General features: G+C 69.7%; 19 protein-coding genes and 1 other annotated feature. Of the genes, 9 read left to right on the top strand and 10 right to left on the bottom strand.

What is annotated here, in order from left to right; genetic code table 11:
* Positions 1–20 precede the first annotated feature (20 nt).
* The 3 genes from ACW9PK_RS10290 to ACW9PK_RS10300 all read right to left on the bottom strand — a co-directional run bounded on the left by ACW9PK_RS10290 (position 21) and on the right by ACW9PK_RS10300 (position 3,216).
* On the bottom strand, positions 21–1,616 hold the full coding sequence (locus ACW9PK_RS10290) for a peptidoglycan DD-metalloendopeptidase family protein (RefSeq protein ID WP_144933147.1): 1,596 nt from the start codon (positions 1,614–1,616) through the stop codon (positions 21–23).
* A 313-nt stretch (positions 1,617–1,929) separates the two neighbouring features.
* Positions 1,930–2,880: a M56 family metallopeptidase gene (locus ACW9PK_RS10295; protein ID WP_019311283.1), complete on the bottom strand. Its 951-nt coding sequence runs from the start codon at positions 2,878–2,880 to the stop codon at positions 1,930–1,932.
* A gap of 6 nt (positions 2,881–2,886) precedes the next feature.
* Positions 2,887–3,216 carry a BlaI/MecI/CopY family transcriptional regulator gene (locus ACW9PK_RS10300; protein ID WP_019311284.1) on the bottom strand — a complete coding sequence of 110 codons (330 nt, stop codon included), beginning with the start codon at positions 3,214–3,216 and terminating at the stop codon, positions 2,887–2,889.
* Between the two features lie 165 nt (positions 3,217–3,381).
* On the opposite strand from ACW9PK_RS10300, the gene ACW9PK_RS10305 reads away from it, so the two are divergent.
* From ACW9PK_RS10305 to cydD, 3 genes are read left to right on the top strand one after another with little or no spacing between them, the layout of a single operon-like run.
* Positions 3,382–4,965 carry a cytochrome ubiquinol oxidase subunit I gene (locus tag ACW9PK_RS10305; RefSeq protein ID WP_019311285.1) on the top strand — a complete coding sequence of 528 codons (1,584 nt, stop codon included), beginning with the start codon at positions 3,382–3,384 and terminating at the stop codon, positions 4,963–4,965.
* A 28-nt stretch (positions 4,966–4,993) separates the two neighbouring features.
* On the top strand, positions 4,994–6,088 hold the full coding sequence (gene cydB / locus ACW9PK_RS10310; protein ID WP_019311286.1) for a cytochrome d ubiquinol oxidase subunit II: 1,095 nt from the start codon (positions 4,994–4,996) through the stop codon (positions 6,086–6,088).
* Positions 6,085–9,531, top strand: coding sequence for a thiol reductant ABC exporter subunit CydD (gene cydD / locus ACW9PK_RS10315; RefSeq protein WP_145008094.1), 3,447 nt, complete (start codon positions 6,085–6,087; stop codon positions 9,529–9,531). The genes cydB and cydD overlap by 4 nt, the downstream gene beginning before the upstream one ends.
* Before the next feature lie 185 nt (positions 9,532–9,716).
* Here the strand turns inward: cydD and ACW9PK_RS10320 are convergent, their stop codons facing one another.
* Complete coding sequence (locus ACW9PK_RS10320; RefSeq protein ID WP_019311288.1) at positions 9,717–10,277, bottom strand: aquaporin; 561 nt, start codon at positions 10,275–10,277, stop codon at positions 9,717–9,719.
* Positions 10,278–10,337: 60 nt separating this feature from the next.
* Here ACW9PK_RS10320 and ACW9PK_RS10325 point away from each other — a divergent pair.
* Together ACW9PK_RS10325 and ACW9PK_RS10330 are read left to right on the top strand one after the other, a co-directional pair.
* A protein-coding gene (locus ACW9PK_RS10325; RefSeq protein WP_231885598.1) for an IS3 family transposase occupies positions 10,338–11,602 on the top strand; the annotation gives its coding sequence in 2 pieces (ribosomal slippage) (positions 10,338–10,641 and positions 10,641–11,602; 1,266 coding nt in all).
* Positions 10,637–10,771 (top strand) — a sequence feature (AL1L pseudoknot). (Overlaps the previous gene by 135 nt.)
* Positions 11,603–11,790: 188 nt before the next feature.
* Entirely contained in the window at positions 11,791–12,912 is a 1,122-nt protein-coding gene (locus ACW9PK_RS10330) for a general stress protein (protein ID WP_179861248.1), read from the top strand.
* 161 nt (positions 12,913–13,073) lie between these two features.
* On the opposite strand, the gene ACW9PK_RS10335 is transcribed toward ACW9PK_RS10330, so the two are convergent.
* Entirely contained in the window at positions 13,074–14,681 is a 1,608-nt protein-coding gene (locus ACW9PK_RS10335; protein ID WP_144997951.1) for an aminopeptidase P family protein, read from the bottom strand.
* Between the two features lie 199 nt (positions 14,682–14,880).
* Between ACW9PK_RS10335 and ACW9PK_RS10340 the strand changes: the two genes are divergently transcribed.
* Positions 14,881–15,732 (top strand): PHP domain-containing protein, encoded by an 852-nt coding sequence (locus tag ACW9PK_RS10340; protein ID WP_167318297.1) that lies wholly within the window; start codon positions 14,881–14,883, stop codon positions 15,730–15,732.
* A 71-nt stretch (positions 15,733–15,803) separates the two neighbouring features.
* Here the strand turns inward: ACW9PK_RS10340 and ACW9PK_RS10345 are convergent, their stop codons facing one another.
* The 5 genes from ACW9PK_RS10345 to ACW9PK_RS10365 form a co-directional block, all read right to left on the bottom strand.
* A complete protein-coding gene (locus ACW9PK_RS10345; RefSeq protein ID WP_312793685.1) occupies positions 15,804–16,676 on the bottom strand; it encodes a DNA-methyltransferase in 873 nt (290 codons plus the stop codon).
* Positions 16,677–18,335 (bottom strand): DEAD/DEAH box helicase, encoded by a 1,659-nt coding sequence (locus ACW9PK_RS10350; RefSeq protein ID WP_457015785.1) that lies wholly within the window; start codon positions 18,333–18,335, stop codon positions 16,677–16,679.
* 301 nt (positions 18,336–18,636) lie between these two features.
* Positions 18,637–18,870 (bottom strand): DUF3107 domain-containing protein, encoded by a 234-nt coding sequence (locus ACW9PK_RS10355; protein WP_035965329.1) that lies wholly within the window; start codon positions 18,868–18,870, stop codon positions 18,637–18,639.
* Positions 18,871–18,960: 90 nt separating this feature from the next.
* Complete coding sequence (locus ACW9PK_RS10360) at positions 18,961–19,641, bottom strand: TetR/AcrR family transcriptional regulator (protein WP_457015787.1); 681 nt, start codon at positions 19,639–19,641, stop codon at positions 18,961–18,963.
* A gap of 39 nt (positions 19,642–19,680) precedes the next feature.
* Positions 19,681–20,997, bottom strand: a complete 1,317-nt coding sequence (locus tag ACW9PK_RS10365) for a glutamyl-tRNA reductase (RefSeq protein WP_457015788.1) — start codon at positions 20,995–20,997, stop codon at positions 19,681–19,683.
* A gap of 134 nt (positions 20,998–21,131) precedes the next feature.
* Here ACW9PK_RS10365 and hemE point away from each other — a divergent pair, with 134 nt between their 5' ends.
* The 3 genes from hemE (at position 21,132) to hemQ (ending at position 24,620) form a co-directional block, all read left to right on the top strand.
* The gene (hemE, locus tag ACW9PK_RS10370) at positions 21,132–22,301 is read left to right on the top strand and encodes a uroporphyrinogen decarboxylase (protein WP_436432782.1); all 1,170 of its coding nucleotides are present in this window, start codon (positions 21,132–21,134) and stop codon (positions 22,299–22,301) included.
* Complete coding sequence (gene hemG / locus ACW9PK_RS10375; RefSeq protein WP_035965323.1) at positions 22,298–23,785, top strand: protoporphyrinogen oxidase; 1,488 nt, start codon at positions 22,298–22,300, stop codon at positions 23,783–23,785. Before hemE ends, hemG begins: the two co-directional genes overlap by 4 nt.
* Before the next feature lie 118 nt (positions 23,786–23,903).
* Positions 23,904–24,620, top strand: coding sequence for a hydrogen peroxide-dependent heme synthase (hemQ, locus tag ACW9PK_RS10380; protein ID WP_035965322.1), 717 nt, complete (start codon positions 23,904–23,906; stop codon positions 24,618–24,620).
* Position 24,621: the final 1 nt, after the last annotated feature.

Below are 24,621 nucleotides of genomic sequence, written 5' to 3' on the forward strand. Positions count from 1 at the left end.
TCCATCAGACCCAGGGCGCTTCAGGTGGCCGACGAGGTCCCAGCAGCCTGAGTTCCCCCGGCAGGGGCCGTAATCCCTACAGGATCGCTGGGCACACCAGTCTCGGGAGTTGGTTTGGCGGGCGCCACTCGTGCCGGGCGTATGGGTTCCTCATCCTTGTCGTTGAGGATGCCGTCCCCGTCGATGTCCGGGTCTTCCTCATTGAGCAGGCCGTCCCCATCCATGTCCGGATCAACCTCATTGATGAACTTATCGCCGTCGAGGTTGTCGTCAGCCTTGTTGTCGATGCCGTCCCCGTCGAGGTCGGTGTCATTGATGTCGAGGGTGCCGTCGCGATCGGTGTCCCGTTTGGTGTCCGGAACCCGGGGCGCCACTCCGGGCAGGAGCTCCTTCTCGCTCCCAGTGTCCGCAGACGGTGACGGTGCCGGTTGGGGTGGTGCCGTTGTGGGGCCGGGCGGGGCAGGAGCTGGTGCCGGTTGGGGTGGTGCCGTTGTGGGGCCGGGCGGGGCAGGAGCTGGTGCCGGTTGGGCGGGTTTTACGGGTTTGGTCTGGATGGCCGTGGGCTTTTGCGCCGCTGACGGTGGAGGGGCCGGTGTGGGGCTGGGTTTCGCAGGAGCGGAAGGCTCGGCCGTGGGTTGGGGCTCCTTCGTGACCTTCTTGGTGGCAGCGGCCTTCTGCTCGGCAGCTTCTTCGTCCGAGGCGGCCTTTTTCTTGGCGGTGGTCTCGTCATCCACGGGGGCCGGCACGGGCACCTCCAAGGAGTACTTGCTGCGGGAGGCGGGAATGACGCGGAGACCGTCGACCCAGTCGAAGGACTGGGGGTCCACGGCCTGCCCGTCGACCCAGGTCTCGAGGTGCAGGTTTGGTCCCGTGACTCGGGTTCCGGTGGCACCGACGGAACCGAGCTGCTCGGCTGCGGCCAGCCGGTCACCGGTGGCCACCCTGACGTCCTCGAGGTGGTTATAGGTGGTCCTCAGTCCGTCCGCGTGGGTGACCTCCACACGGTTGCCGCCCCAGACGTCCCAGAACACGGCCGTCACCTCGCCCTCGGCGGCCGCCACGACCGGCAGCCCTGCGGCTGCGGAGACGTCGGTGCCGTTGTGGAACTCGCGGTCGCCGCGATCGGGGGCGATCCGCCACCCGAAGGTTCCCCCGGTCAGGACGGCCCCGGGAGTGGTGGGGGCGATGAGGGTGTTGACGGGAAGCTCGCCCGAGTACAGCCTCGGTGCATGTCGCCCCGGGCGCACCGTCGAGGCCGCGTTCCGGGCGGCGTCGCCCGGCCCGGTGCCTTGGCGCCAGGACCCGTTGCCTGCGGCGCCGTCACGGACGGGCGAGGTGGAACGGTTCTGCCGCAACGGTGCCGCCGGAGGGTGCTGCCGCTCCTGACCTGACGCGAAGAGGCTCCACCCGCTGTCCGACCGCTCCGAGGAGGCCGAGGAGCCCGCCGACACCCCGAAGGCAGCCCCTCGTTCTTCGCCGGCCCCCGGAGTGACGCCCGAGCTGACGGCCACGCTCGGCGCCACGAGGGCCGAGAACGCGGCGAGGGCGCTCACCGGCGAGGAGGCGCGGTGACGGAGGTCGGGCTTGGCAGGGCGGCGAGAGGAGTCACGGGGCATGATGGTGTTTCCCCCAGGACGTCGCGGGCAACGACGGAAAGATCGAGCAACGGACCGCAGGCATCAAACATTGGTGTGCGCGTAGGAGCACGGACAATCCTCCTGAGGATACGTCTTCGCTCCCGTTAATGCGGTGTCGTGCGGGCACGCAACGCTGTATGACGCGCAGAGCTGCCGCCCTCCGATTCGAGGTTCCTGAATCGGTGGCAAAGTGGCGCTGATGTACCTCATGTGACGCGGTAGATCTCGGTGTCAGGGCGCCGAGTCATGGGTCAGGTGTTGCCGTGGCAGCCAGGGTGGTTCGCGCCTGTGGTCAGTCGAGCAGATTGGTGAGGCCGGGGGCGAGCAGCAAGATGGTGGGCACGATGATGAGCGCAGCGGCTGCGCCGATGACTGTTGCCTTTTGTCCCGCCGGCACGGGCGTGGCCTCCAGTCGCAGGATGCGATGACGGGCGTCCTCGGCAGGGGCCGCGCCTGTCCAGGTGCCTTGGAAGCGGTGCGAGGGAGCAGCGGATCCACCGGTGCTGACAAGGGCGACGGCTCGGGCGAGGGTACGGTCGTCGACGCTCCGGCGGGCGCGGTCGTCGGCGAGCATCTCGACGAGGAGCCCGACTTCGCGGTGAGCGCGGTCGGCGATGGGGAACCAGGGCAGGGAAGCCTTCCAGGCGCGGAATAGCATCAGCACGATGTCATGGCGTTGGGTGGCATGTGCCTTCTCGTGCTCGATCACCGCGTCCAGCTCGTTTTCATCGAGCAGTGACAGCAATCCGGCAGAGAGGACGGTCATCGTGGTGAACGCCCCCGGGAGGCAGTAGGCGACAGGGGCGGGGTTGTCGAGGAGCCGGGTGCCGGGGGCATCGGGCAACGGTGTGCTCAGGAGCAGGACCAGCTGGGCATGGCGCCGGCGATCGCGTTCGGCGCGCACAATCGTGACCATCAGGTTCAGCAGCAGATGCCCGCCGAGCAGAACTGCTCCGGACAGCGCGAGGATGTGCATCGGGCCTGCGGGCACCCATGGCTGATCTCCCAAGAAGCTAGCGGCGAAGCTGATGCCGCCCGTGACCAAGTCCGGCCCAAAAGGGGCCAGGCCGAAGGTGAGCAAGGCCCCGAGCATCGACAGCCCGCCGGCCAGGGCGACGGCCTGCCAGAGCACCAGTGCGGTGGCGGGGGCGCGGGTCGGCCACTTGGCGTGCGAGAAAAGGATCGGGACGGGCCAGGCCAGGGCGAGAGCAAATGCCGCGAGGCCGATCGAGGCGCTGATCACATGGACTCAGTGGTCGTCGAGGAGGCGCCGCAGAGTTTGTGCCTCCTCGGAACTGACGCCCCCGACGAAGCGTTCGAGTACGGCGGCCCGGTCGTTGGCTGTTCCGAGGACCTCGTGCATGAGGGAGGCCATGTGCTCTTCGCGGGACGCTGCGGCGTGGTACCGGTGGGGGCGGAAGGTGCGTTCCCGTGTGACGAAGCCTTTGCGCTCCAGGCGGGACAGGACGGTGAGCACGGTGGTGGCGGCGCGGGGGCGACCGCTGTCGGTGGCTAGGGGGAGCTGGTCCTGGAGGTCGTAGGCCGACAGGGGGGTGTCCGCCTGCCAGAGGATCTCCATGATGGATCGCTCCAGGTCACCTAAGGAGGTTGCACGTTTCGATTCGTTGGTTGCCACCAGCTGATTCTAGCGGACCGACCCACGTGTTCTACAGTGGTGTAGAAGTAGTTCTACGACTCGTAGAACTACTTCTACACCACTGTAAAAAGGCTTGGGGGACAACCCATGGATCCGTTGGAGATCGCCCGGTGGCAGTTCGGGATCACCACCGTCTACCACTTCGTGATGGTCCCGCTCACGCTCGGGCTGGGTCTGCTGGTGGCGCTCATGCAGACGATGTGGGTGCGCACCGGCAACGAGCGTTGGCTGCGGATGACGAAGTTCTGGGGCAAGCTCTACCTGATCAACTTCATCATGGGCGTGGCCACCGGGTTGGTGCAGGAATTCCAGTTCGGGATGGCCTGGAGCGAGTACTCCCGCTTCGTCGGCGACGTCTTCGGCGCACCGCTGGCGATGGAGGGCCTGCTCGCCTTCTTCTTCGAGTCCACCTTCCTGGGCCTGTGGATCTTCGGCTGGGACCGCCTGCCCAAGAAGCTGCACCTGGCCACGCTGTGGACCGCGGTGCTCGGCTCCGTGGTCTCGGCCTTTTTCATCATCGTCGCCAACTCCTGGATGCAGCACCCGGTGGGCGTGGAGATGGTGGACGGCCGCCCGGTGATGAACGACGTGTGGGCGGTGCTGACCAACAACACGGCCCTGGTGGCCTACTCCCACACCCTGGCCGGAGCGGTGGCAGTGGGCGCGGCGTTCCTGATCGGGGTTTCCTGGTACCAGCTGTGGCAGCGCCGCCGGGACAACATCGACACCGTCGACGACTCCGGTGCCGTGGTCGTGGGAGAGCGGGCCGATATTCCCGGGCGGGACCGGGTCGACCACGCGGTGTGGCTGTCCAGCCTGCGCATCGGTGCGGTGGTCGCCGCCGTCGCCTTCGGCGGGGTCGCCGCCACCGGGGACCTGCAGGGCAAGCTCATGTTCGACCAGCAGCCGCTGAAGATGGCCGCCGCTGAGGCGGCCTGCCACGATGGCACCAGCTTCTCGGTGCTGGCCGTGGGCCCGCTCGGAGCCCAGGACTGTGACCAGGTGACCAACGTCATCGAGATCCCGGGCCTGCTGTCGTTTTTGGCCCACGGGGACTTCGACACCGAAGTCAAGGGCGTGAACACCCTCATCCCACAGTACGAGGCCGCCTACGGCACCCACCTGCCTGAAGACCCCATGTACGGCGAACGGGCCGGCCAAAAGATCGACTACCTGCCCCTAATGGAGGTCACCTACTGGGGGTTCCGCCTGATGATCGGCTTCGGCATGCTCGCCGCCGGCTTCGCGGCGCTGACGCTGTGGCTCACCCGGAAGGGCACCGTCCCGGCTTCCAAGCCCTTGATGTGGGTGGCGGTGGCCTCCATCCTGGCACCCTTCGGGGCCAACATTGCCGGGTGGGTGTTCACCGAGATGGGACGGCAACCGTTCGTGGTCGTCCCGAATCCCAACCCCAGTGGTGTGGACGGGGTGTACATGTACACCGCCGCTGCCGTCTCCCCGGGAGTCAGCGGGGAGGAGATCCTTTTCTCCCTCATCACCCTCGGGCTGATCTACGCGGTCCTGCTGGTGGTGGAGACGAGGTTGCTCGTGCGCTACGTGCGCGGCGGGGTCGCCTCGGCCATGCCCGAGCTCGCCCACCACGAAGATGACCCCGCCCATCCCGAGGGCATGACCGGTCGGCGCGATGACGTGCTGGCCTTCGCCTACTGAGCCCGACGACCACAGAACGGCCCCTGACATGGAACTGCTTCCCACTCTCTGGTTCATCGCCATCGCGGTGCTGTGGACCGGGTTCATCCTCCTGGACGGCTTCGACCTGGGCGTGGGGATGCTCATGCTCACCAGTACCCGCGATGAGCGCCAGCGCCGGCAGATGCTCAATACCATCGGCCCGGTGTGGGACGGCAACGAGGTGTGGCTGATCACCGCAGCCGCCGGGCTCTTCGCCGCCTTCCCCGACTGGTACGCCTCCTTGTTCTCTGCCCTGTACGTCCCCTTCGTGTTCGTCCTGGTCGGGCTGATTTTCCGGGCGGTGTCCATCGAGTACCGCGGCAAGGTCCACAGCGACCGGTGGCGGCGGTGGGTGGACCGGGCCCTGGGCGGGGGATCGTTCCTGGTCGCCTTCGGGCTCGGTGCTGCCTTGGCTTTGACCACTACGGGCCTGCCGCTGAACGCCAACGGCGACCGCGTCGGCGGGGCCTTCGCCTGGTTCACGCCCTACGCGCTGCTCGGTGGGCTGGCGCTGGTCGGTTTCTGCCTCGTGCACGCCTCGGCCTTCCTGGGACTGAAGACCGAGGGCCCGGTCCGGGTGCGTGCCCGCCAGTTCCTCCTCCGTTTCGGCCCGGCCGCGCTGGTGCCGCTCACCGTGTGGGTGTTGGCCGTTCAAGTGCTCCACGACAAGGCCTGGACCTGGCCCCTGGTCGGTGCCGCGGTCGTCGCCGCGCTCTTCGGGTGGACCAGCGCCCGCCTGGGCCGGGAAGGCCGCGCCTTCGCCGGCTCCGCCGCACTGCTGTTCTGCGGCCTTACCTCAATCTTCGCCAACGTCTACCCCGTGGTCCTGCCCTCCACGATCGACCCCGCCCACCACCTGACGGTGGCCAACGCCTCCAGCAGCGACTACACCCTGGGGGTCATGACCGTCGTGGCGGCCATCGGCTTGCCCTCGGTGATGCTCGCTCAGAGCTGGAGCTATTGGGTGTTCCGCCGGCGCCTGACCACCGGCCATCTTCCCGCCCCCCACCCCGTCCTTCCCGCCGTTGCCCCGAGCCGCGCCGCGGGTACCCGACGTGAGGGTGTGCCGGGGACGGGCACGGACGGGAACCAGCAGGCATGAAACGTCCCCCGCTGGGCCCCGGTGGTGCTGCCACAGTCTTCACCCTCGGCCTCCTCGGAGCGCTCAAGGCTCTGGCTCTGATCGGCATGGCCGAAGCCCTGGCCCGCGGCATCGTCGGGGTCATCGCTCATGACACGGCGGCCTGGCAACGGGCTCTGCTGGTCGGGGTCGGTGCCGGGCTGCTGCGTGCCGCAACCACCTGGGCCACCCAGGTCGTCGCCGTCCGCGCCGCCGGTCGGGCGAAGCGGGGGCTGCGCCGAGAACTCGCCACCCGCCTCCTGGCCGGGGGCGGCCACGACGTCGGCGCCACGACCACTGTGGGCACCATCGGCCTCGACGCCCTCGACGACTACTACGCGCGCGTGCTGCCCTCGGTCACCGCCGCCACCACCGTGCCTCTGCTGGTCGGGGCGCGGATCCTGGCCGCCGACTGGGTCAGCGCCCTCATCATCGCGCTCACCGTGCCCCTGATTCCGGTGTTCATGGCACTGATCGGGCTGCACTCCCAGGACAAGGCTGAGGAGTCCTCCGCCGCCCTTCAACGACTCTCCCACCACCTGGTCGAACTCGCCCGTGGACTGCCCGTCCTCGTGGGCCTGGGACGGATCGAGGAGCAGGCTGCGGCGCTGCGCGATGTCTCCGAGCAGCACCGGCACACAACCATGGTGACCCTGCGCACCGCGTTCCTCTCCGCGCTCGTGCTCGAGCTGATCGCCACGCTCTCGGTCGCCGTCGTGGCGGTGTTCGTCGGCGTGCGCCTCGTCTACGGTGACCTCGACCTCCTGGTGGGACTCATTGCCCTCATCCTCGCCCCCGAATGCTTCGCCCCCTTCCGCGACCTCGGCGCAGCCTTCCACGCCTCCCAGGACGGCATGGCAGCCTTGCACTGCTCCCGTGAGATCGTCGCCGAGCCCCCGGCCCCCGACATCCGCAGACCGACGCCACCGGAATCGAACCCCGCAACGATCAACCCCCAGCCGGACACCCCAGCGGACCAGGCACCCGCGGTGCGAATCAGTGGCGTGGTCGTGCGCTACCCAGGACGGCCCTCCCCAGCAGTATCCGGTCTCGACGCCGAAATCCCTTCCGGAACTATCACTAGCGTCGAAGGCCCCAGCGGCAGCGGCAAATCCACCCTGCTCGGGGTCCTCGCCGGAACCATCGAAGCCCAAAAAGGAACCATCCACGGGATCGACCCGGCTGCAGTGGCCTGGGTGCCTCAGCACATCCACACCGTCGGCGAGACCGTCCTCGACGAGATCCAGCTCTACGCCCACGACACCGCTTCCACCCACCACGCCCTCGCGCGAGTCGGACTGACCGGGCTGGCCGAGGCGGACCCGAACCAACTCAGCCCCGGGGAACTGCGCCGCCTGGGCCTGGCCCGGGGCCTGGTCCGCATCACCGCCGGGGCCCGGCTGCTGCTCCTCGACGAGCCCACCGCCCACCTCGATCCCACCAACGCGCACCGCATCAGAAACCTCATCGACAACCTGCGCGGCACCACCACCGTGATCCTGGCCTCCCACGAAACCGAGATCACCGCCCTCGCCGACCAGAAAGTGCTCCTGGGGCAGCCCGCCAGCCCCCGCGGGGAGGGGGCGCATCGCCAGCCAGGAACCACCGCCCCGGAGGAGCAGCAGGCCTCCGATCGCCAGGGCGAGGCGTTCACTTCTTCACTCGCCGAGACCTGCGGTGGTGCGTTGGGCGAGCTCAGGGCGTTCCTCGCCTCCACTCGCTGGCGCATGTTGGGGGCAGCGGCCCTGGGGACGGCCTCAGCCCTGTTCGCCGCCGCCCTCACCACGCTGTCGGGCTGGCTAATCGTGCGCGCCAGCGAGCAGCCGGGAATCATGTACCTGATGGTCGCCATCGTCGGCGTCCGCTTCTTCGGCATCGGCCGCGCCGTGCTGCGCTACGCCGAACGACTGGCCACCCACGACGCCGTCCTGTCCGCCACCACCGAGCTCAGGTCCCGGATCTGGGCCGGGCTGGCCGCCCGAGGCCTGGCCTCCCGGGTTCTAGCCACCGGTGGGGCGGCCCTGGAGCACCTGGTCGACGCCGCCGACCGGGTCCGCGACCTGGCCCCCCGGGTCCTGCTGCCACCGATGGCCGGGGCCGGCACCGCCCTGGGGGCTGTCGTCGCCGTCATGGCCCTGTGCCCCAGCGCGGTGCCCACGCTACTGGTCGCCGTCCTCGGCGGGCTGCTCGCCGGGCCCGTCGCGGCGCTGCTGGCCGACCGATCCGCGGCCCGCCACCTCACCGTCGTGCGCTCCAGCGTGATCCGCCGCTTCGCCGCGATGGTCGCCGCCTCCGACGAGCTGCGCGCCAACGATCGAGCCAAGGACATGCTCGCCCGGCTCGACGACCTCGAGCAGTCCGCGGACACCGCAACCCGGTCCACTGCCTGGGCGCGGGGCCTGGGCGAGGCCGTCGTGGTGCTGGCCTGCTCCCTCTCCTCCGTGCTCATGCTGGCAACCACCGTCGAAGCCCGGGCGGCAGGCACAATCTCCGCACCGGTCGTCGCCGCACTCGTGCTGCTGCCCCTGGGCCTGATCGATCCGCTGCTCGGCGCGGTCGATGCGGTACAGCAGTGGCCCGCGCTGGCCCAGTCGCTGCGCAAGGTCCATGCCGTCACCGCCACAACCACCCGCCATAAGCGACCTCGGCCCCCCGCCGGGCTGGTTCCGGCTCAGGTCCAAGAGCTGACGCTGGCCGACCTGGCCGTCACCTGGCCGCAGGCGCCGGCCCCGGCATTCCGCCACCTCCAGGCCACCGTGCGCCGGGGCCGGTGGCTCGTCGTTGAAGGTCCCTCCGGCTCAGGCAAATCCACCCTGCTGGCGACCCTCCTGGGCCACTTGCCCGCCGCGGAGGGCTCATGGCAGGTCAACGGCTCCGACAGCACCACCTTCGACGCCCGGCAGCTGCGGCGACGCTTCGCCTGGTGCCCCCAGGAGGCACACCTGTTCGACTCCACCATCCGCGGGAACCTCCTGCTCGCCCGGGGGAAAAACGATCGGCCCACCGATGAGGACATGCATGAGGTCCTTACCCGCGTGGGCCTGGAGTCCTTCATGGGTGGATTGCCCCAGGGCCTGGACACACCAGTCGGCCCGAGCGGAGGGAGCCTCTCGGGAGGCCAACGACAACGCATCGCCGTCGCCAGGGCGCTGCTCACCCGCGCCGACGTCCTGCTCCTCGACGAACCCACCGCTCACCTCGACGCACCCGCTGCCCACTCGCTGATCTCCGACCTGCGCTCAGCACTGTCCGACCGCATCGTCGTGCTCGTGACCCACCACGCCGAACAACGCACTGGAGCAGACGTTCGCCTCCACCTGCCAGGAGCGCACCAGCACTGCGCACCACAGCCCAGTGACCATGCACAGACCAGTGACCATGCGCAGGCTAGAAACGGCGACCGGTCACTGACGCGTGTTCCCTGACCGTCCCGCCAACGCAGAAAATTCCAGGCGTCCCAGATGGGATACAGCCCTTCCGGGGACTCTGCTCGACCCGTCCTCAGCGCCGGCGCCCGGCTGACCTGCGCTGGCACGGGTTAATCCGGAAGGCTCCGAGAAGACGCCATGGCGAGTAGGACCATCCCGTGACGAGACACCGCTCGGCTCCCTCACGCTCCCGGGGCGATGGAGGTGTCGGTGCTCGCTGTGGCGTCTTCGGCGGGCGGCACGGTGGCGCGGCGGGGTGAGCGGCCCAGATCTACCACACGGTAGATCAGACCCGCCACCAGACCCCCCAGCAACGGGGCAACCCAAAACAGCCACAGCTGAGACAGGCTTTCAACACCCCCGATAACCGCGGTGCCGGTGGAGCGGGCCGGATTCAGCGACCCGCCGTCGAAAGGCGCCAGGATGGTGAGCAGGAAGGCGAAGCTCGCCCCGATCGCCACCGGGGCCAGGACCGCGTTGGCCCGTGGGGCTGTCGAGCCCAGGACCACGAGGACGAACAGCGTCGTCGCCACGAACTCGACCAGAAGCACGGTGGACCAACCGGCTTGGGAGGTGGAGTTCTCCCCGTAGCCGTTGGCCACCGCCCCCAAGGCCTGGGCGGTGGTGGAGGCATCAATCAGTGTCATCAGCACCGCCCACAGCATGCCCACCGCGACCAGCGCCCCGAGCACCTGGGCCACCACGTAGCCGAGGGCGACCTTGGCCGGAGTGCGCCCGGACACGACCGCTGAAGCGCCGTGAGTTTGTTGGAGGCTCCTGACCTTGGAAACGAGGATGGAGTTATGCCGAAGGAACTGGCGAATGGGAAGCCGACGACGCGTCGCTACTCGGACGAGGAGAAGGCCGCCGCGGTGCGGATGGTGAGGACGCTGCGGGCCGAGCTCGGGGTCACGCAAGGAACCGTGCAGCGAGTCGCGACGCAGCTCGGGTACGGGGTCGAATCCGTGCGGATGTGGGTGAAGCAGGCCGACATCGACGAGGGTGTCACCTCCGGCGTGAGCTCGGCGGAGGCGCAGCGGGTGAAAGAGCTCGAGCAAGAAGTCCGCGAGCTTCGCCGGGCCAACGAGGTGCTGAAGCGGGCTGCGTCTTTCTTCGGGGCGGAGCTCGACCGCCACTACCGGAAGTAGTCGCGTTCATCGACGCGAACAAGGACGACCTCGTCGACGGTCGCCGGCTCGGAGTCGAGCTCATCTGCAGACAGTTGCAGGTGGCTCCGAGCAGCTACTACGCCGCTAAGACCCGCACCCCGTCCGCCCGTGCCCAGCGGGACGAGGAGCTGATCCCGCGGCTCGTCGAGCTGTGGGAGGCGAACTACCGGGTCTACGGGGTCCGCAAGCTCTGGAAGGCGGCCCGGCGGGCGGGGATCGCGATCGGCCGCGACCAGACCGCGAGGTTGATGAAGGTGGCAGGGATCGAGGGCGCAAGGCGCTCGAAACGGGTGAAGACGACCAGGCCGGATCCGGCGTCCGCGCGACACCCGGATCTGGTGCAGCGGGAGTTCACCGCGACCGCTCCGAACCGGCTCTGGGTGACGGATCTGACGTTCGTGGCGACCTGGGCCGGTGTCGCGTACGTGTGCTTCATCATCGACGCGTTCTCCCGCATGATCGTCGGGTGGCGGGTCGCGTCGCACATGCGCACCGAGATGATCCTCGACGCCATCGAGATGGCCCGCTGGTCCAGAGGTCACCGCCACGCGGACCTGCGGTGTCACAGCGACGCGGGGTCTCAATTCACGTCCATTCGCTACGGCGAACGCCTCGCGGAGATCGGCGCGACGCCGTCGATCGGGACCGTCGGTGACAGCTATGACAATGCCTTGGCCGAGACGGTGAACGGGTACTACAAGGCCGAACTCGTCCGCGGGCCGGCCCGGTCCGGGCCGTGGAAGACGGTCGAGAATCTCGAGCTCGCCACCCTCGGTTGGGTGCACTGGCACAACACGCAGCGCCTCCACAGCTACCTCGGCGACGTCCCGCCCGCCGAGTTCGAGAACGCGTTCTATGCTGTCCAAGCCGACCGCGAACACCTGGTCGGAATCAAATAGCGCGAGTCTCCATCAGACCCAGGGCGCTTCAGTGCGGTCCCATTCCTGGAGTGGGGGATCAGAACCCGGGCAATACCGGTTGCTGGGCACCCGATCCGGGGTGGGTTCACCGGCCGCCGTGTTCACCCGCTGCGATGATCCAGGGTTTTCCCGGCGGGCTCGTGGGTGACTACGGGACAATGGATGGCATGAGCAACTCGAAACCAGGCCCCGCCCAACTGTCCATCGCCCCGGAAATGCCCCGCGGTGAGGTGGTGGGCCGTTACCGGACCTACGCCCTGGCGCAGAAAGCCGTTGACTACATGGCGGACGAACACTTCCCCGTGGCCATGGTCTCGATCATCGGCAGCGACCTCAAGTCCGTGGAGCAGGTCACCGGTCGGCTCTCCTACCCCAAGGTCGCCCTGCAGGGTGCGCTCAACGGTCTGGTCTTCGGCGCGTTCTTCGGCCTTTTGATGTCCCTGCTGGGCGGGGCCAACATGGCTTCGTCCCTGTTGCTCACCATGATCCTCGGTGGCGCGTTCTGGATGCTCATGGCCACCATCACGTACGCCATGTCCCGCGGCAAGCGGGACTTCACCTCGACCAGCAGGATCGTGGCGGGCAGCTACGAGGTCCTCGCCGCCCCGGAGGTCGCGGGTCAGGCCCGCCAGGTGCTCAACGGCATGGAGGGCGGCCACGTGGTGGGGCAGCGCGGGCAGAACCCGGGTCAGGGGTACCGCGGTCCCGCCGGTCCGCAGGGTGACCAGTGGGGTGGTTCGGGTGCTCCGCAGGGCAGCCAGTACCCCGGTGGCCCGCAGTACGGTGGACCGGCCCAGGGCGGTCCCGTCCAGGGCGGGCGGCCGGGCGCTCCGGGTCAGGGCGCCCCGGTTCACGGTGCTCCGGTGCAGGGTGATCCCGGGGGACAGAACGCTCCCGGCGGTTCCGAGCCGCGCTACGGTGTGTTTCTCCCGGGTGCAGATCAGCAGCAGGAAGACGCCAACCGTTCCGCGAAGTTCCCGGACCTCCCGGACGGACGCCCGCAGTACGGTATCCGGCTCGAACCCTCCGACGCCGCCCCGGCCGGTGGGCAGCCCGCACCGCAGGCCCCCGCGAACGCCGCCGCTCCGTCCCACCCCGCGGCCGACGCTCCCGCTCCCTCCACAGACGGGGCGTCATCGGGCACGATCCCCGCGAACCCGGCTCAGTCGGCCGACCGCGCGGCGCCGTGGACACAGCCGGGTACCCCCGAGGCACCGCGCGAGGGCGGGTCCACCCCGCACAACGGACAGGGCACGACCCAGCGGCCGCACGGCGAGGACCAGCGCTGACCCACGGCACACGCGCAACAAAATTTCGGGCACGCCAGAGCCACAAATGGTGCCCGAAGGTGGCGCGGGAGTGACTGAGAGTTCGGCGGCGTCACGCACAGAGAGCGATCCCCGGGTCCTGACATGCGGGCCCGGGGATCACTCTCTAGGTGTTCCGGGGGTTACGCCGCGGGGCCCGCGCTGGGGCCCACGTTCTCGTCCCGGTTCCAGATGCCCTGGATCCACGACTCCACGTCGTCGGGGTTGCGGGGGAGGGCCTCGGAGAGGTTCTCGTTGCCCTGCTCGGTGATCAGCACGTCGTCCTCGATGCGCACACCGATGCCGCGGTACTCCTCGGGGATCGCGAGGTCCTCGTTCTTGAAGTACAACCCGGGCTCGATCGTGAACACCATCCCCGGCTCGATCACAGCGTCCAGGTAGAGCTCACGCTTGGCCTGGGCGCAGTCGTGCACGTCCAGTCCCAGGTGGTGGCTCGTACCGTGCGGCATCCAGCGGCGGTGGTGCTGACCGGCCTCGGACAGGGAGACCTCCGCGGACACAGGCAATAGCCCCCATTCCTCAAGCCGCTGGGCGAGCACCTTCATGGCCGCGGCGTGGAGGTCCCGGAACTTGTTACCGGGGACGGCGACGTCGAACGCGGCGTCCGCGGCGTCGAGCACGGCCTGGTAGATCCGGCGCTGCACGTCCGTGTAGCTGCCGGTCACGGGCAGGGTGCGGGTGAGGTCCGCGGTGTAGAGCGACTCGGCCTCCACACCCGCGTCCACGAGGATCAACTCGCCCGGCTTGACCGAGCCGTTGTTGCGGATCCAGTGCAGCACGGTCGCGTTGTTCCCGGACGCCGCGATGGTGTCGTAGCCGAGGTCGTTGCCCTCGAGGCGGGCGCGGGAGAAGAACGCGCCCTCGACGACGCGCTCGCCGCGTTCACCGCCGATCGCGCGCGGCAGCACGGAGACGATGTCCTCGAAACCGCGGATTGTGGCCGCCACGGCCTCGCGCAACTGCCCGATCTCGTACTCGTCCTTGATGAGCCGCAGCTCGCTCAGGGCCTCGGCCAGGGTCGCGTCCTTGGTGTCCGACTGCTCGAGGTCCACGCCCGTGTTGATCCGGGAGGTGTCCACGAGCGCGTCCATGTTCAGGTCCACGTCCCGCACCAAACGAATGCTGAGACCACCCAGGGCGGTGTTGCCTGCGTCCTTGGTGACCGCGGTCTCCAGAGCGGAGAGGTCCTCGGTGGGCAGCGCGAACTCGTCGCGCAATTGCGCCAGCGTGGGGCGGGGCCCCACCCAGAACTCACCGTTCTTGGCATCCGCGTAGAACTCCGCGGAGTCCCGCCCGGCCATGGGGTGGAAGTACAGGGTGGAGGTGTGGTCGCTGCCGTCGTCTCCCTGACCCTGCTCAGTGGGTTCCATGACCAGCACGGCCTCGGGCTCGTGGTCCACTCCCATGCCCGTGAGGTGCGCGAACGCGGAGTGCGGGCGGAAGCGATAGTCGGTGTCGTTCGAGCGCACCTTGGGGGCGCCCGCGGGGATCACGAGACGCTCGCCGGGGAACATCCGGGAGAGCCGGGCACGGCGCTGAGCGGCGAACTCCGCGACCTCGGCGCGCGGCGTCGTCGTGTGCTCCGGAGCGGCCCAACCCGAGGCCATGAACTCGCGGAACTCCGCGTTGTCGGGGCGCTGCGAGCGGTTGTCCACCCGCTCGTCCATGGGCTGCGCGGCGTCCTCGCTCGCGTGATGGGAAGCGGTGGGGTGTGCTGAGCCTTGGCTCATGGACGCGGTCATCTCCTTCGGGGCGCGGGCTCCCGCGCGGGTCGCGATGCTGGCGGAATGTTCTCGTCCATGGTGCCACGCCGGTCAACCCTGGCCCGTGGACAGCGAGGACCGGGCGATCGGTAGCGATGGCTCGGCCTCGTCCGGTCGGCGCGTATCGCGGGCCGACCCACCGCGGTCCGCGGGTATCGTGGAGGTGATGAGAATCGACCTGCACACCCACTCCAACGCGTCGGACGGCACGGAGTCCCCGGCGGACGTGGCCCGCGCGGCACACCGGGCCGGGCTCAACGTCTTCGCGCTCACCGATCACGACACCACCGCGGGATGGCAGGAGGCGGGGGACACCGCCGTGTCCCTGGGGGTCGCGTTCGTACCCGGCATGGAGATCACGTGCACCACCGCGGGCGGTATCTCGGTGCACATGCTCAGCTATCTGCACGGCCCGGACCACGCACCGCTGCTGGACGCGATCGAGGAGTCCCGGCGCAGCCGACTCTTCCGCGCGCACACGATGGTGGACCTGCTCGCGCAGGACTACCCGATCAGCTGGGACGACGTCATGGCCCACGTGAGTCCCGAGGCCACGGTGGGCCGCCCGCACATCGCGGACGCCCTGGTGGAGCTGGGCGTCGTTCCAAACCGCTCTGCCGCGTTCTCGGACATGCTCTCCGGGCGATCTAAGTACTACGTGCGGCACATGGCCCTGGACCCGGTGCAGGCCATCAAACTCGTGCGCGCGGCGGGCGGGGTCCCGGTGTGCGCGCACCCCATGGCCCCGTTGCGCGGTCGCGTGGCCACCCCGGCTGATTTCAACGCGATGATCGACGCCGGTCTGGCCGGCGTGGAAGTCGCCCACCGGGACAACCCGGACGAGTCCCGCGCGGTGCTCATGAAGCTCGCCGCGGACCACGATCTCATCGTCACGGGATCCAGCGACTACCACGGCGCGGGCAAGCCCAATCGGTTGGGGGAGAACTCCACGTCCGTGCGTTCGCTCACGAGGATCTGCGAACAGGCCACCTCCGGGGTGGAGGTCCGCTGGCCGTGAGGCCGGGGCGCACGGCGCGGTCCTGACGACGTTTCGAAGAACAGTCGGGATGCAGCGGCTCGTGAACCGGATCAGGACGCGCTGAACACCGCCGTATCCGGCAGGCGCCGACGCATGACGTCCACGGCCTCGGGGTTGGAGTCCACGCACACGAACTTCCGGCCCAGTTGCTCGCTGACCGCGCCCGTGGTCCCCGAGCCTGCGAAGAAGTCCAGCACCCAGTCCCCGGGACGCGAGGACGCCGTGACGATCCGGCGCAACACCCCGGCGGGTTTCTGCGTGGGATAACCGGTCTTTTCCTTGCCCGTGGGGGAGACGATCGTGTGCCACCACACGTCCGTGGGCAGCTTGCCGCGCGCGGCTTTGACGGGACCCACGAGCCCCGGGGCCATGTACGGCTCCCGGTCCACGTCCGCGGAGTTGAAGTGGTAGGCGGTCGGATCCTTGACGTAGACCAGGATCGTGTCGTGCTTGGCCGGCCATCGCTTGGCGGTGCGTCCGCCGAAGTCGTAGGCCCAGATGATCTCGTTGAGGAAGCACCGGCGGCCGAACAGCGCGTCCAGCAGCACCTTGACGTAGTGCACCTCGCGGTAGTCCAGGTGCACGTACAGCGTCCCGTGCGTGGCCAGCACGCGCCGGGCATGCATCAGCCGGGGTTCCAGGAAGCCCAGGTAGTCCGCGAACGAGTCCTCGTAGCGCAGCAACGAGCCCATGATCGTTTCGTAGGAACGCCCCGCGAAGCCCACGCGATCGCCCTCGCCCGCGGCCGCGGGGACGGAGCGAGTGGTGCGGCGCACCTGGTCCCTGCCCGTGTTGAACGGGGGGTCCAGGTACACCAGGGAGAACGCCTCGTCCGGCAGCCCCTCCAGCACGCTGAGGTTCTCACCGTGCACGATCGCGCTGGTGCCCTCCGCATCGAATGCGAAGGGCTCCCACTGCGCCATCTACTCTCCCGCTGCAGAGGACTGCTGCGCCTGCTGACCGCCCTGGGCAGCCTTGTTCTGCCCCGAGGAACGACGACGCCGCCGGCGCCGCTTGGTGCCCTCGCCCGTGTCCTCCACGGAGGTCTCCCGGGAACGCTCGCCCTGCTCGGAGCGGGGCCGCTGGTTCTCCGCCTGGGATCGCCCCGCGGAGCCGCTGCGGGGGTCGGAACCGCCCGAGCGGCGTCGTGCGCCGGAGCCGTTGCGGCCACCGGAACCACCACGACCGTCGCGGCCCGAACGCTTCTCGGAGTGCTGCGGCCTGCCGTCACCGAGGTCCTCGAGCTCCTCGGCGTCGAGGCCCTCGAGCGTGCGCTGCGACTTGGGCAGCTTGCCCTTGACGCCGCGCGGGATGTTCAGGTCCGTGTAGAGGTGATCGGAGGACGAGTAGGTCTCCACGGGTTCGGGCACGCCCAGCTCGAGGGCATTGTCGATCAGGCGCCAGCGGGGGACGTCGTCCCAGTCCACGAACGTGATGGCCGTGCCCTTGTTGCCCGCGCGCCCGGTGCGCCCGGTGCGGTGCAGGTAAGTCTTCTCGTCCTCGGGGCACTGGAAGTTGATCACGTGGGTGACGTCCTCGACGTCGATCCCTCGCGCGGCGACGTCCGTGGCCACAAGCACGTCCACCTTGCCGTGACGGAACGCGCGCAGCGCCTGCTCGCGGGCACCCTGGCCCAGGTCGCCGTGCAGGGGAGCGGCGGCGAAACCGCGGTGGATGAGCTCGTCCGCGAGCTTGGCGGCCGCGCGTTTGGTACGCGTGAAGATGATGGTCCGTCCCCGGCCCTCGGCCTGCAGGATGCGCGCGACGACCTCGTCCTTGTCCAGGTGGTGGGCGCGGTAGATGACCTGACGGATGTCCTTCTTGGTGCTGCCCTCGTCCGGGGCGGCCGCACGGATGTGCATGGGCCGGGACATGTACCGCCGTGCCATGGCCACCACGGGGCCGGGCATGGTCGCGGAGAACAGCATGGTTTGGCGCACCTGCGGAACCGTGGCCAGCAGCTTCTCCACGTCCGGGAGGAAGCCCAGGTCCAGCATCTCGTCCGCCTCGTCCAGCACGACCATGCGCACGTGGCTCAGGTCCAGGAAGTGCTGGCGGTTGAGGTCGATCAGGCGCCCGGGGGTGCCCACGACGACCTCCACGCCCTTGTCGAGCTCGGCGATCTGCGACTCGTAGGGGCGGCCACCGTAGATCGTGGCCACGCGGGCGTTGCGGGTCTTGGCGGCGATCGCGAGGTCGCTGCCCACCTGGACCGCGAGCTCACGCGTGGGGACCACGATCAATGCCTGGGGGGCGCCGGGCTTCTTCAACTGGGCCCAGCCGTCGTCGTCACGGCCCACGGCGCGCTGCAGTGCGGGGATGCCGAAACCGAGGGTCTTGCCGGTACCGGTCTTGGCCTGGCCGATGATGTCCTGGCCGGACAGCGCGATGGGCAGCGTCATGGCCTGGATGGGGAACGGGGAGGTGATGCCGTGCTCGGCGAGCGCGTCCACGATGTCCTGGCGGACGCCGAAGTCCGCGAACGAAGACTCGGTCACGGGTTCGGCGGTGTCGACCGCCTGGGTCCCGGCCTCGTCCGGCTCGATGATGTCGTGTTCGGGTGTTGCAGTGATATCGGTCACGAATGTCCTTCACGGGTCGGCGCGGGGCACCACACCGGATCATCGGCCGGGCCGTCCCGGAGGACGGAGCGGCACGAAGCGGGGGCCGCCGCGCTGTGAGAGGAAGCCGATCGTGAAACGCACCCCGCCCGGGCGCTCAGCGGAAGGCGCGGGACCTTCCGGGCGCGGGCCGAAGCCGGGTAACAAGTGAACGTGACGGTCTCATGGGACGACCGGTCATCCTGATAAACAGCTCCAGTGTACCCGCAAAACGGTGAGGCCCCCGGACGCGGTGGTCCGGGGGCCTCACGGCGTGGGCGGTTCAGCCGAGGGGCAGGGGGGTGAAACCCACCTTTCGCTTGGTCTCCTGGCCGGTCTCCACGTAGCCGATGCTCGCGGAGGGGACCACGGTGGTGGAACCCTTGGTGTCCTGCAGCACGAGCGGTGCGCCGGAGCTCAGCGCCTCCGTGACCTTGGTCTGCACCTCGTCCGCGGAGAGGTCGGCGTTGACCACGAGCTCGCGGGCCACGTTCTGAATCCCGATCTTGATTTCCATGAGTACCTCCTGCGGCGTCACCGGCCCACGGTGATCACGGGCCGGACCATGTCTTCCAGGTGCCGCGCACCCCGGTGAGGGGCGGGCGCGTCAGCCTCGGTCGTTGCCGATCAGTTTAGGAGCAGGTTCCCGGCGCTCCTCGTCGAGCGTCCTGATTCCGCCCCAGGCTAAACGGAAAATCCGGTCCTGGACCTCTTCACGTGTGCCCGCTTCCGGGTGGCGGGTCCAGAACACAGCGGAGGTCTGGACCAGGTGCACGAGGCCCCGGGACAGCATGGTGGCCTGGGCCGGTGGCATGCCCGCTTTGGGTCCGAGCACCGCGGCCACGGCCACGGCGATCCCCTGGTAGAACTCGTCTAGTTGCGCCGCGACCTCGGGGAAGGACATGAGGTCCGCGCTGAACACGAGCCGATGGGCCTCCGGCTGGCTGTTCACGAACTCGAAGTGGGTGTCGATCACGTTCTGCACCCGCGCCTTGTTGGTCTCGGCGTTGGCCAGGGACCGCTCGAGCTTCCCGGACAGTTCCGCGAGCGTGAACTGCACGAGCGCCAGGAACAGGTCCCGCTTACCCGGGAAGTGCTGGTAGAGCACCGGTTTGGAGACTCCGGCCGCGGCGGCGATCTCGTCCATGGAGGTCGAGTGGTAGCCGCCTTCGGAAAACACCCGCAGTGCCGTGCTCAATAGCTGCTCCCGCCGCTGGTCCCGGGTCATGCGAGGGGCCCGCGTGTGGCCGGTGGGCGCGGGCGCGTCGCGTGCATCGGGAGCGTTCATGGGGTCCTCCTCTGTGACGGGCCCTCGCCCGTCGTGGCTTCAACCGGCCGCGCGGGGACGCGGGGTGTCTGAGGGGGATCGTTCAGCGAGGGAATCCTGATCCGCGGGGAGGGTCTGCGGTGGCGCGACCTCCAGACCGAACAGCGCTTCCAATCCGGAAATGTATTCGTCCGCGCGGCCCTCCGCGGCGAGTTGACGGGCACGGACGGTGGGGATGTGCAGCAGTGAGCGGACCATGCGGCGCATGGCCATCTCGATCTGTTCCTCCGCGCCGGTGCAGCCGTGGTGGGCACGGACCTTCTCGAGTTCGGCGTCCAGCACGGCCATGGTGTGCTTGCGCAGCGCCACGATGGCCTGGTCCATGGTGCGGGCGTTCTGGGCCGCCGCGAAGCCCTGGGCGGCCTCGTCCACGATCTCGCGCGCCGCGCTCACGGACTCGCGGGTCTCCTCGGGTGCGGCCACGCGCACCGATTCCAGGGTGATCAGCTCCACGTCCGGCAGGTCCGCGACGGCGGGGTCGAAGTCCCGCGCGAGCGCGAGGTCGATCACGGTGCGCGGTCCGCTCGGGAAGGCGGACGCCGGCATGGGGGCGGAGCCGCCCGAGCAGCCGATCACGACGTCCGCGCGGCGCAGTGCCGCCGGCAGCTCGACCTCCGTGACGGGGGAGCCGCCGCGCTGGTCCGTGAACTGCTGGGCGCGTCCGGAACCGGAGTAGACCTCGATGTCCGCGCAGCCGCGGTCGCGCAGCGCGGCCATGGTGGCGCCGGCGTACGCGCCGGTGCCGAAGATCAGGGCGTGCCGGTCGGGCCAGCTGCCGCGGGTGATGTCGTCGGCGAGGTCCAGGGCCACGGACACGATGGAGCGTCCCCGCTCACCGAGGCCGGTGCGGGCCCCGACCTCACGTGCGGTGCGGGCGGCGGCCTCGAACAACTGCACGAGGTGACCCGAAGCGGTGCCGGACTGGCGGGCCTGGTTCAGCGCGCGGCGGACCTGTCCGGTGATCTCGCGCTCGCCCACCACGGCGGACTCCAGACCGGAGACCACGGTGAACAGGTGTTGCGGAACCTCGGTGCCGTGGTAGGTGTCCATGGTCTCCAGGACGAAGCGTTCGTCCAGCCCCGCGCGCTCGGCCACGCGTTCGGCGAGCTGCTGCTGGGCCAGGGCGACGTCGTGGGTCTCGTCCTCGGGGAGCTCACCGTAGAGCTCGAGCCGGTTGCACGTGGACAGCGTGATGGCCCCCGAGAGCGCACCCTGGGACACGGCCTCCTCGGCCACCCCGAGAGCCCCCGTGCTCAACCGTGCGACGGTGTTGAGGTCGACGGAACGGTGCGATGCGACAAGACAGAAAAGAACCACAATCCGGCCATCCTAGACGAATTCATCCTGGCTCGCTCAGCATAACCACTGGGCGCGCCCGGCGCAGAGATTGCGTTCCCGGCGGACACTACGTCACCAAAACCCGCGGACTCCTTTGGCACAATGGGGCCATTATGGCTTCCCAGAATGATCGCACCGTAGAATCCCGCCGCGCCGAGTCCCCCCACGATCCCGCCGCGGCCACGGAGCCGGGCGGCGATCACGCGTGGGAGCAGCGCATCGCAGCGCTTCCCACCGAACACCCGCTGCGCTCGGCGGGGGTGGCCGACTCCCCGCTGATCAGGACCCTGCGGGGACTGCCCGCCGCGCACACACCCGTGTGGTTCATGCGCCAGGCGGGTCGCTCGCTGCCCGAGTACCGCGCCGCCCGGGAGGGCACGGGGATGCTCGAGGCGTGCCTGACCCCGGACCTCGCCGCGGAGATCACCCTGCAGCCGGTGCGCCGCCACGGCGTGGACGCGGCCATCTTCTTCTCCGACATCGTGGTGCCCATGAAGCTCGCCTCGGTGGCCGTGGACATCGTGGCCGGGCGCGGCCCGGTGCTCGAGCACCCGGTGCGCACCGCCGCGGACGTCGCCGCGCTGCCCGAGCTGCCCGACTCGGCGCTGGACCCGATCCGTGAGGCCGTGGCCCGCACGGTCGCCGAGCTCGGTGACACCCCGCTGATCGGTTTCGCGGGCGCGCCGTTCACGATCGCCGCCTACGCCGTGGAGGGCGGACCCTCGCGCGACCACTTGCGCCCGCGCACCATGATGCACGCGGACTCCGCGTCCTGGACCGCCCTGGCCGAATGGGCCGCGCGCACCTCCGGGGCGTTCCTGCGCGCCCAGGTGGAAGCTGGGGCCTCGGCCGTGCAGTTGTTCGATTCGTGGGCGGGCTCGCTCTCGCTCGCGGACTACGAGGCGCACGTCCAGCGCCACTCCGCGGACGCGCTCGCCGCCGTGGCGGACCTGGGTGTCCCGCGGATCCACTTCGGCACGGGCACGGGCGAGCTGCTGGCCGCCATGCGGGACGCGGGAGCGGACGCCGTGGGTGTGGACTACCGCATCCCGCTGGACGTCGCATCGCAGCGTCTGGGTGGGCGTACCGTGGTGCAGGGCAACATCGATCCCGCGCTGCTCGCCGCCCCGCGGGAGGTGCTGCACGAGCACGCCCTCGACGTCCTGCGCCGCGGCCGCAGCGCCCCCGGTCACGTGGTCAACCTGGGCCACGGTGTGCCGCCGGAGACGGACCCGGACGTGCTGAGCGAACTGGTGACCTTCATCCACAAGGAGACTCGGTGACAACTTCCCCCGGTGCCCAGCGGCGCACCGCGCCACGGCGTCCTCGCACGGCCCTCGTGGTGGGCGGCGGCGTCGCCGGGTTGACGGCCGCCCGTGACCTCGCGCGCGCCGGTCTGCGCGTGACGCTGGTCGAGGCCTCGGACCACTTCGGCGGCGCCGTGGGTGCCCACGAGGTGGCGGGGCTCGTCCTGGACTCCGGTGCGGAATCCTTCGCCACGCGCTCGGAGGCCGTGCCCGATCTGCTCGAGGAACTCGGGCTCTCCGATCGCGTGGTCACTCCCAACCCCGCGGGCTCTTGGTTGCAACTGCCCGAGGGTGCGGTGCCCGCCCCCAAGTCCGGGGTGCTCGGGATCCCCGCGGACCCCACCGCACCGGAGCTGCGCAAACCCCTCGGCCGGGCCGGCGTGGCCCGTGCGCGCATGGACAGGGCGCTGCCGGCCCGCGTGGGCGCGGGGGAGCGTTCCATCGGCGGCCTCGTACGCGCCCGCATGGGTCAGCGCGTGCTGGACCGGTTGGTCACCCCGTTCGTCTCCGGGGTCTACTCGACCCACCCGGACGAACTCGACGTCGACGCCGTGGCCCCCGGTCTGCGCGCCCGCTTGCGCGAACTCGGCAGCCTGGGCGCGGCCGCGGGTGCACTGCGCACAGCGAGCCCCGCGGGTGCGAACGTGGCCGGTCTCGACGGCGGGATGAACCTGCTCAGCGAACGGCTCGTGCGGGACGCGGAGCGGTTGGGCGTCAAGCTCGTGACCCGCTACGACGTCATCGCCCTGGACCGTGACCCCCGCAGGCCCGGGTGGATGGTGATCCAGCGCCAACCCGTGAACGGGGACAAGACGGCCGTGGCCCGCGGAGAACTGCTCGTGATGGCCACGGACGGACCCACCACGGTGCGCTTGCTCGGCACGCAGGTCAGCGACGTCCAGAACTTCACGCCGCGCTCGGGGCCCCGGATCGCGCTGGCCACCCTCGTGCTGGACTGCCCCGCCCTGGACAGTGCACCCCGCGGGACCGGTCTGCTCGTGAGCGACGACGTGCGCGAGGTGCGCGCCAAGGCCCTGACCCACGCCACGGCCAAGTGGAAGTGGGTGGCCCGCGAGGCCGGGGAGCACCGCCACGTGGTGCGGTTATCCTACGGCCGGGCCACCCCGCGTGGATCGGGCCCCTCCCCGGAGGTCACGCTCGAGGACAAGCACCTCATCTCGCTCGCCCTCGGGGACGCGAGCACACTGCTGGGCGTACCGATCGAGCCGGAACAGCTCGTGGGCGCGGACGTCGTGCGGTGGCACACCGCCCTGCCGCGCACGGACGCGGGTCACAGCGCCCGCGTCACGGGGTTCCGCCGGGCGCTCAAGGACGTCCCGGACGCCGCGGCCGTGGGGGCGTGGCTGTCCGGTACGGGACTCGCGGCGGTCGTCGCGGACACCCGCCACCAGGTCAGGACCCTGCTCAAGCACCACGGGTTCGACGTGACCCCGAACTGAGGGACCGCCGCGCGCGGGACCGAGCCGTGCGACGTCGTCCGCGCAGCCCGGGCAGTTCTGCGCGGGACGAGAACCACCGGACGTGAACAGAACGAGAAGTCGAAAGGGAGCACACACGATGAGTGAGCACGCAACCGAGGCACGCCAGGACGCGGCACAGGGCGGCGGGGACACGCTGTACTGGGCCGGTTACACGGTGTTCGAGCGGACGGGTGAGCGCCCGCGGGACGCGGACTCGCAGGCCAACCGCAGCGCGTTCGACGAGCTCGTGAAGGACCTCGAGGGTCGGGGCGTGACCGTGCGCGGTGTGTACGACGTCTCCGGGATGCGCGAGAGCGCCGATCTGATGCTGTGGCTCACGGGCAAGGAACCGGACGCCCTGCAGGCCGCGATCCGGCAACTGCGCCGTCAGCCGCTGCTCGCGGGCACCCGGCAGTCCTGGAACGCCATGGGCGTGCACCGCGAGGCGGAGTTCACGTCCAACCATTCGCCCGCGTTCGCGCGCGGTGCGGAGGCTGGCGCGTGGGTGTGCGTCTACCCGTTCGTGCGCTCCTACGAGTGGTACTACATGAACCCGCAGCGCCGCGGGGAGATGCTCAAGAACCACGGCATGAAGGCCCGCGAGTACCCGCAGGTGCTCGCCAACACCATCGCGTGCTTCGGGCTCAACGACTTCGAGTGGCTGCTGGCCCTGGAGGCCCCGGAGCTCGTGGACCTGGTGGACATCATGCGCCACTTCCGCAACACCGAGGCACGCCTGCACGTGCGTGAGGAGACCCCGTTCTACACGGGGCGCCGGATCACCACCCACGAGATTGCCGAGGTGCTTGACTGAG

It is taken from the genome of Kocuria sp. MNB10 (assembly GCF_054073685.1).

Bases quoted from the DNA above. Each gene is read 5' to 3' on its own strand.
- ACW9PK_RS10290 (WP_144933147.1), bottom strand. From the start codon at position 1,616: ATGCCCCGTGACTCCTCTCGCCGCCCTGCCAAGCCCGACCTCCGTCAC.
- ACW9PK_RS10300 (WP_019311284.1), bottom strand. From the start codon at position 3,216: ATGGAGATCCTCTGGCAGGCGGACACCCCCCTGTCGGCCTACGACCTC.
- ACW9PK_RS10305 (WP_019311285.1), top strand. From the start codon at position 3,382: ATGGATCCGTTGGAGATCGCCCGGTGGCAGTTCGGGATCACCACCGTC.
- cydB (WP_019311286.1), top strand. From the start codon at position 4,994: ATGGAACTGCTTCCCACTCTCTGGTTCATCGCCATCGCGGTGCTGTGG.
- cydD (WP_145008094.1), top strand. From the start codon at position 6,085: ATGAAACGTCCCCCGCTGGGCCCCGGTGGTGCTGCCACAGTCTTCACC.
- ACW9PK_RS10330 (WP_179861248.1), top strand. From the start codon at position 11,791: ATGAGCAACTCGAAACCAGGCCCCGCCCAACTGTCCATCGCCCCGGAA.
- ACW9PK_RS10335 (WP_144997951.1), bottom strand. From the start codon at position 14,681: ATGAGCCAAGGCTCAGCACACCCCACCGCTTCCCATCACGCGAGCGAG.
- ACW9PK_RS10340 (WP_167318297.1), top strand. From the start codon at position 14,881: ATGAGAATCGACCTGCACACCCACTCCAACGCGTCGGACGGCACGGAG.
- ACW9PK_RS10345 (WP_312793685.1), bottom strand. From the start codon at position 16,676: ATGGCGCAGTGGGAGCCCTTCGCATTCGATGCGGAGGGCACCAGCGCG.
- ACW9PK_RS10355 (WP_035965329.1), bottom strand. From the start codon at position 18,870: ATGGAAATCAAGATCGGGATTCAGAACGTGGCCCGCGAGCTCGTGGTC.
- ACW9PK_RS10360 (WP_457015787.1), bottom strand. From the start codon at position 19,641: ATGAACGCTCCCGATGCACGCGACGCGCCCGCGCCCACCGGCCACACG.
- hemE (WP_436432782.1), top strand. From the start codon at position 21,132: ATGGCTTCCCAGAATGATCGCACCGTAGAATCCCGCCGCGCCGAGTCC.
- hemQ (WP_035965322.1), top strand. From the start codon at position 23,904: ATGAGTGAGCACGCAACCGAGGCACGCCAGGACGCGGCACAGGGCGGC.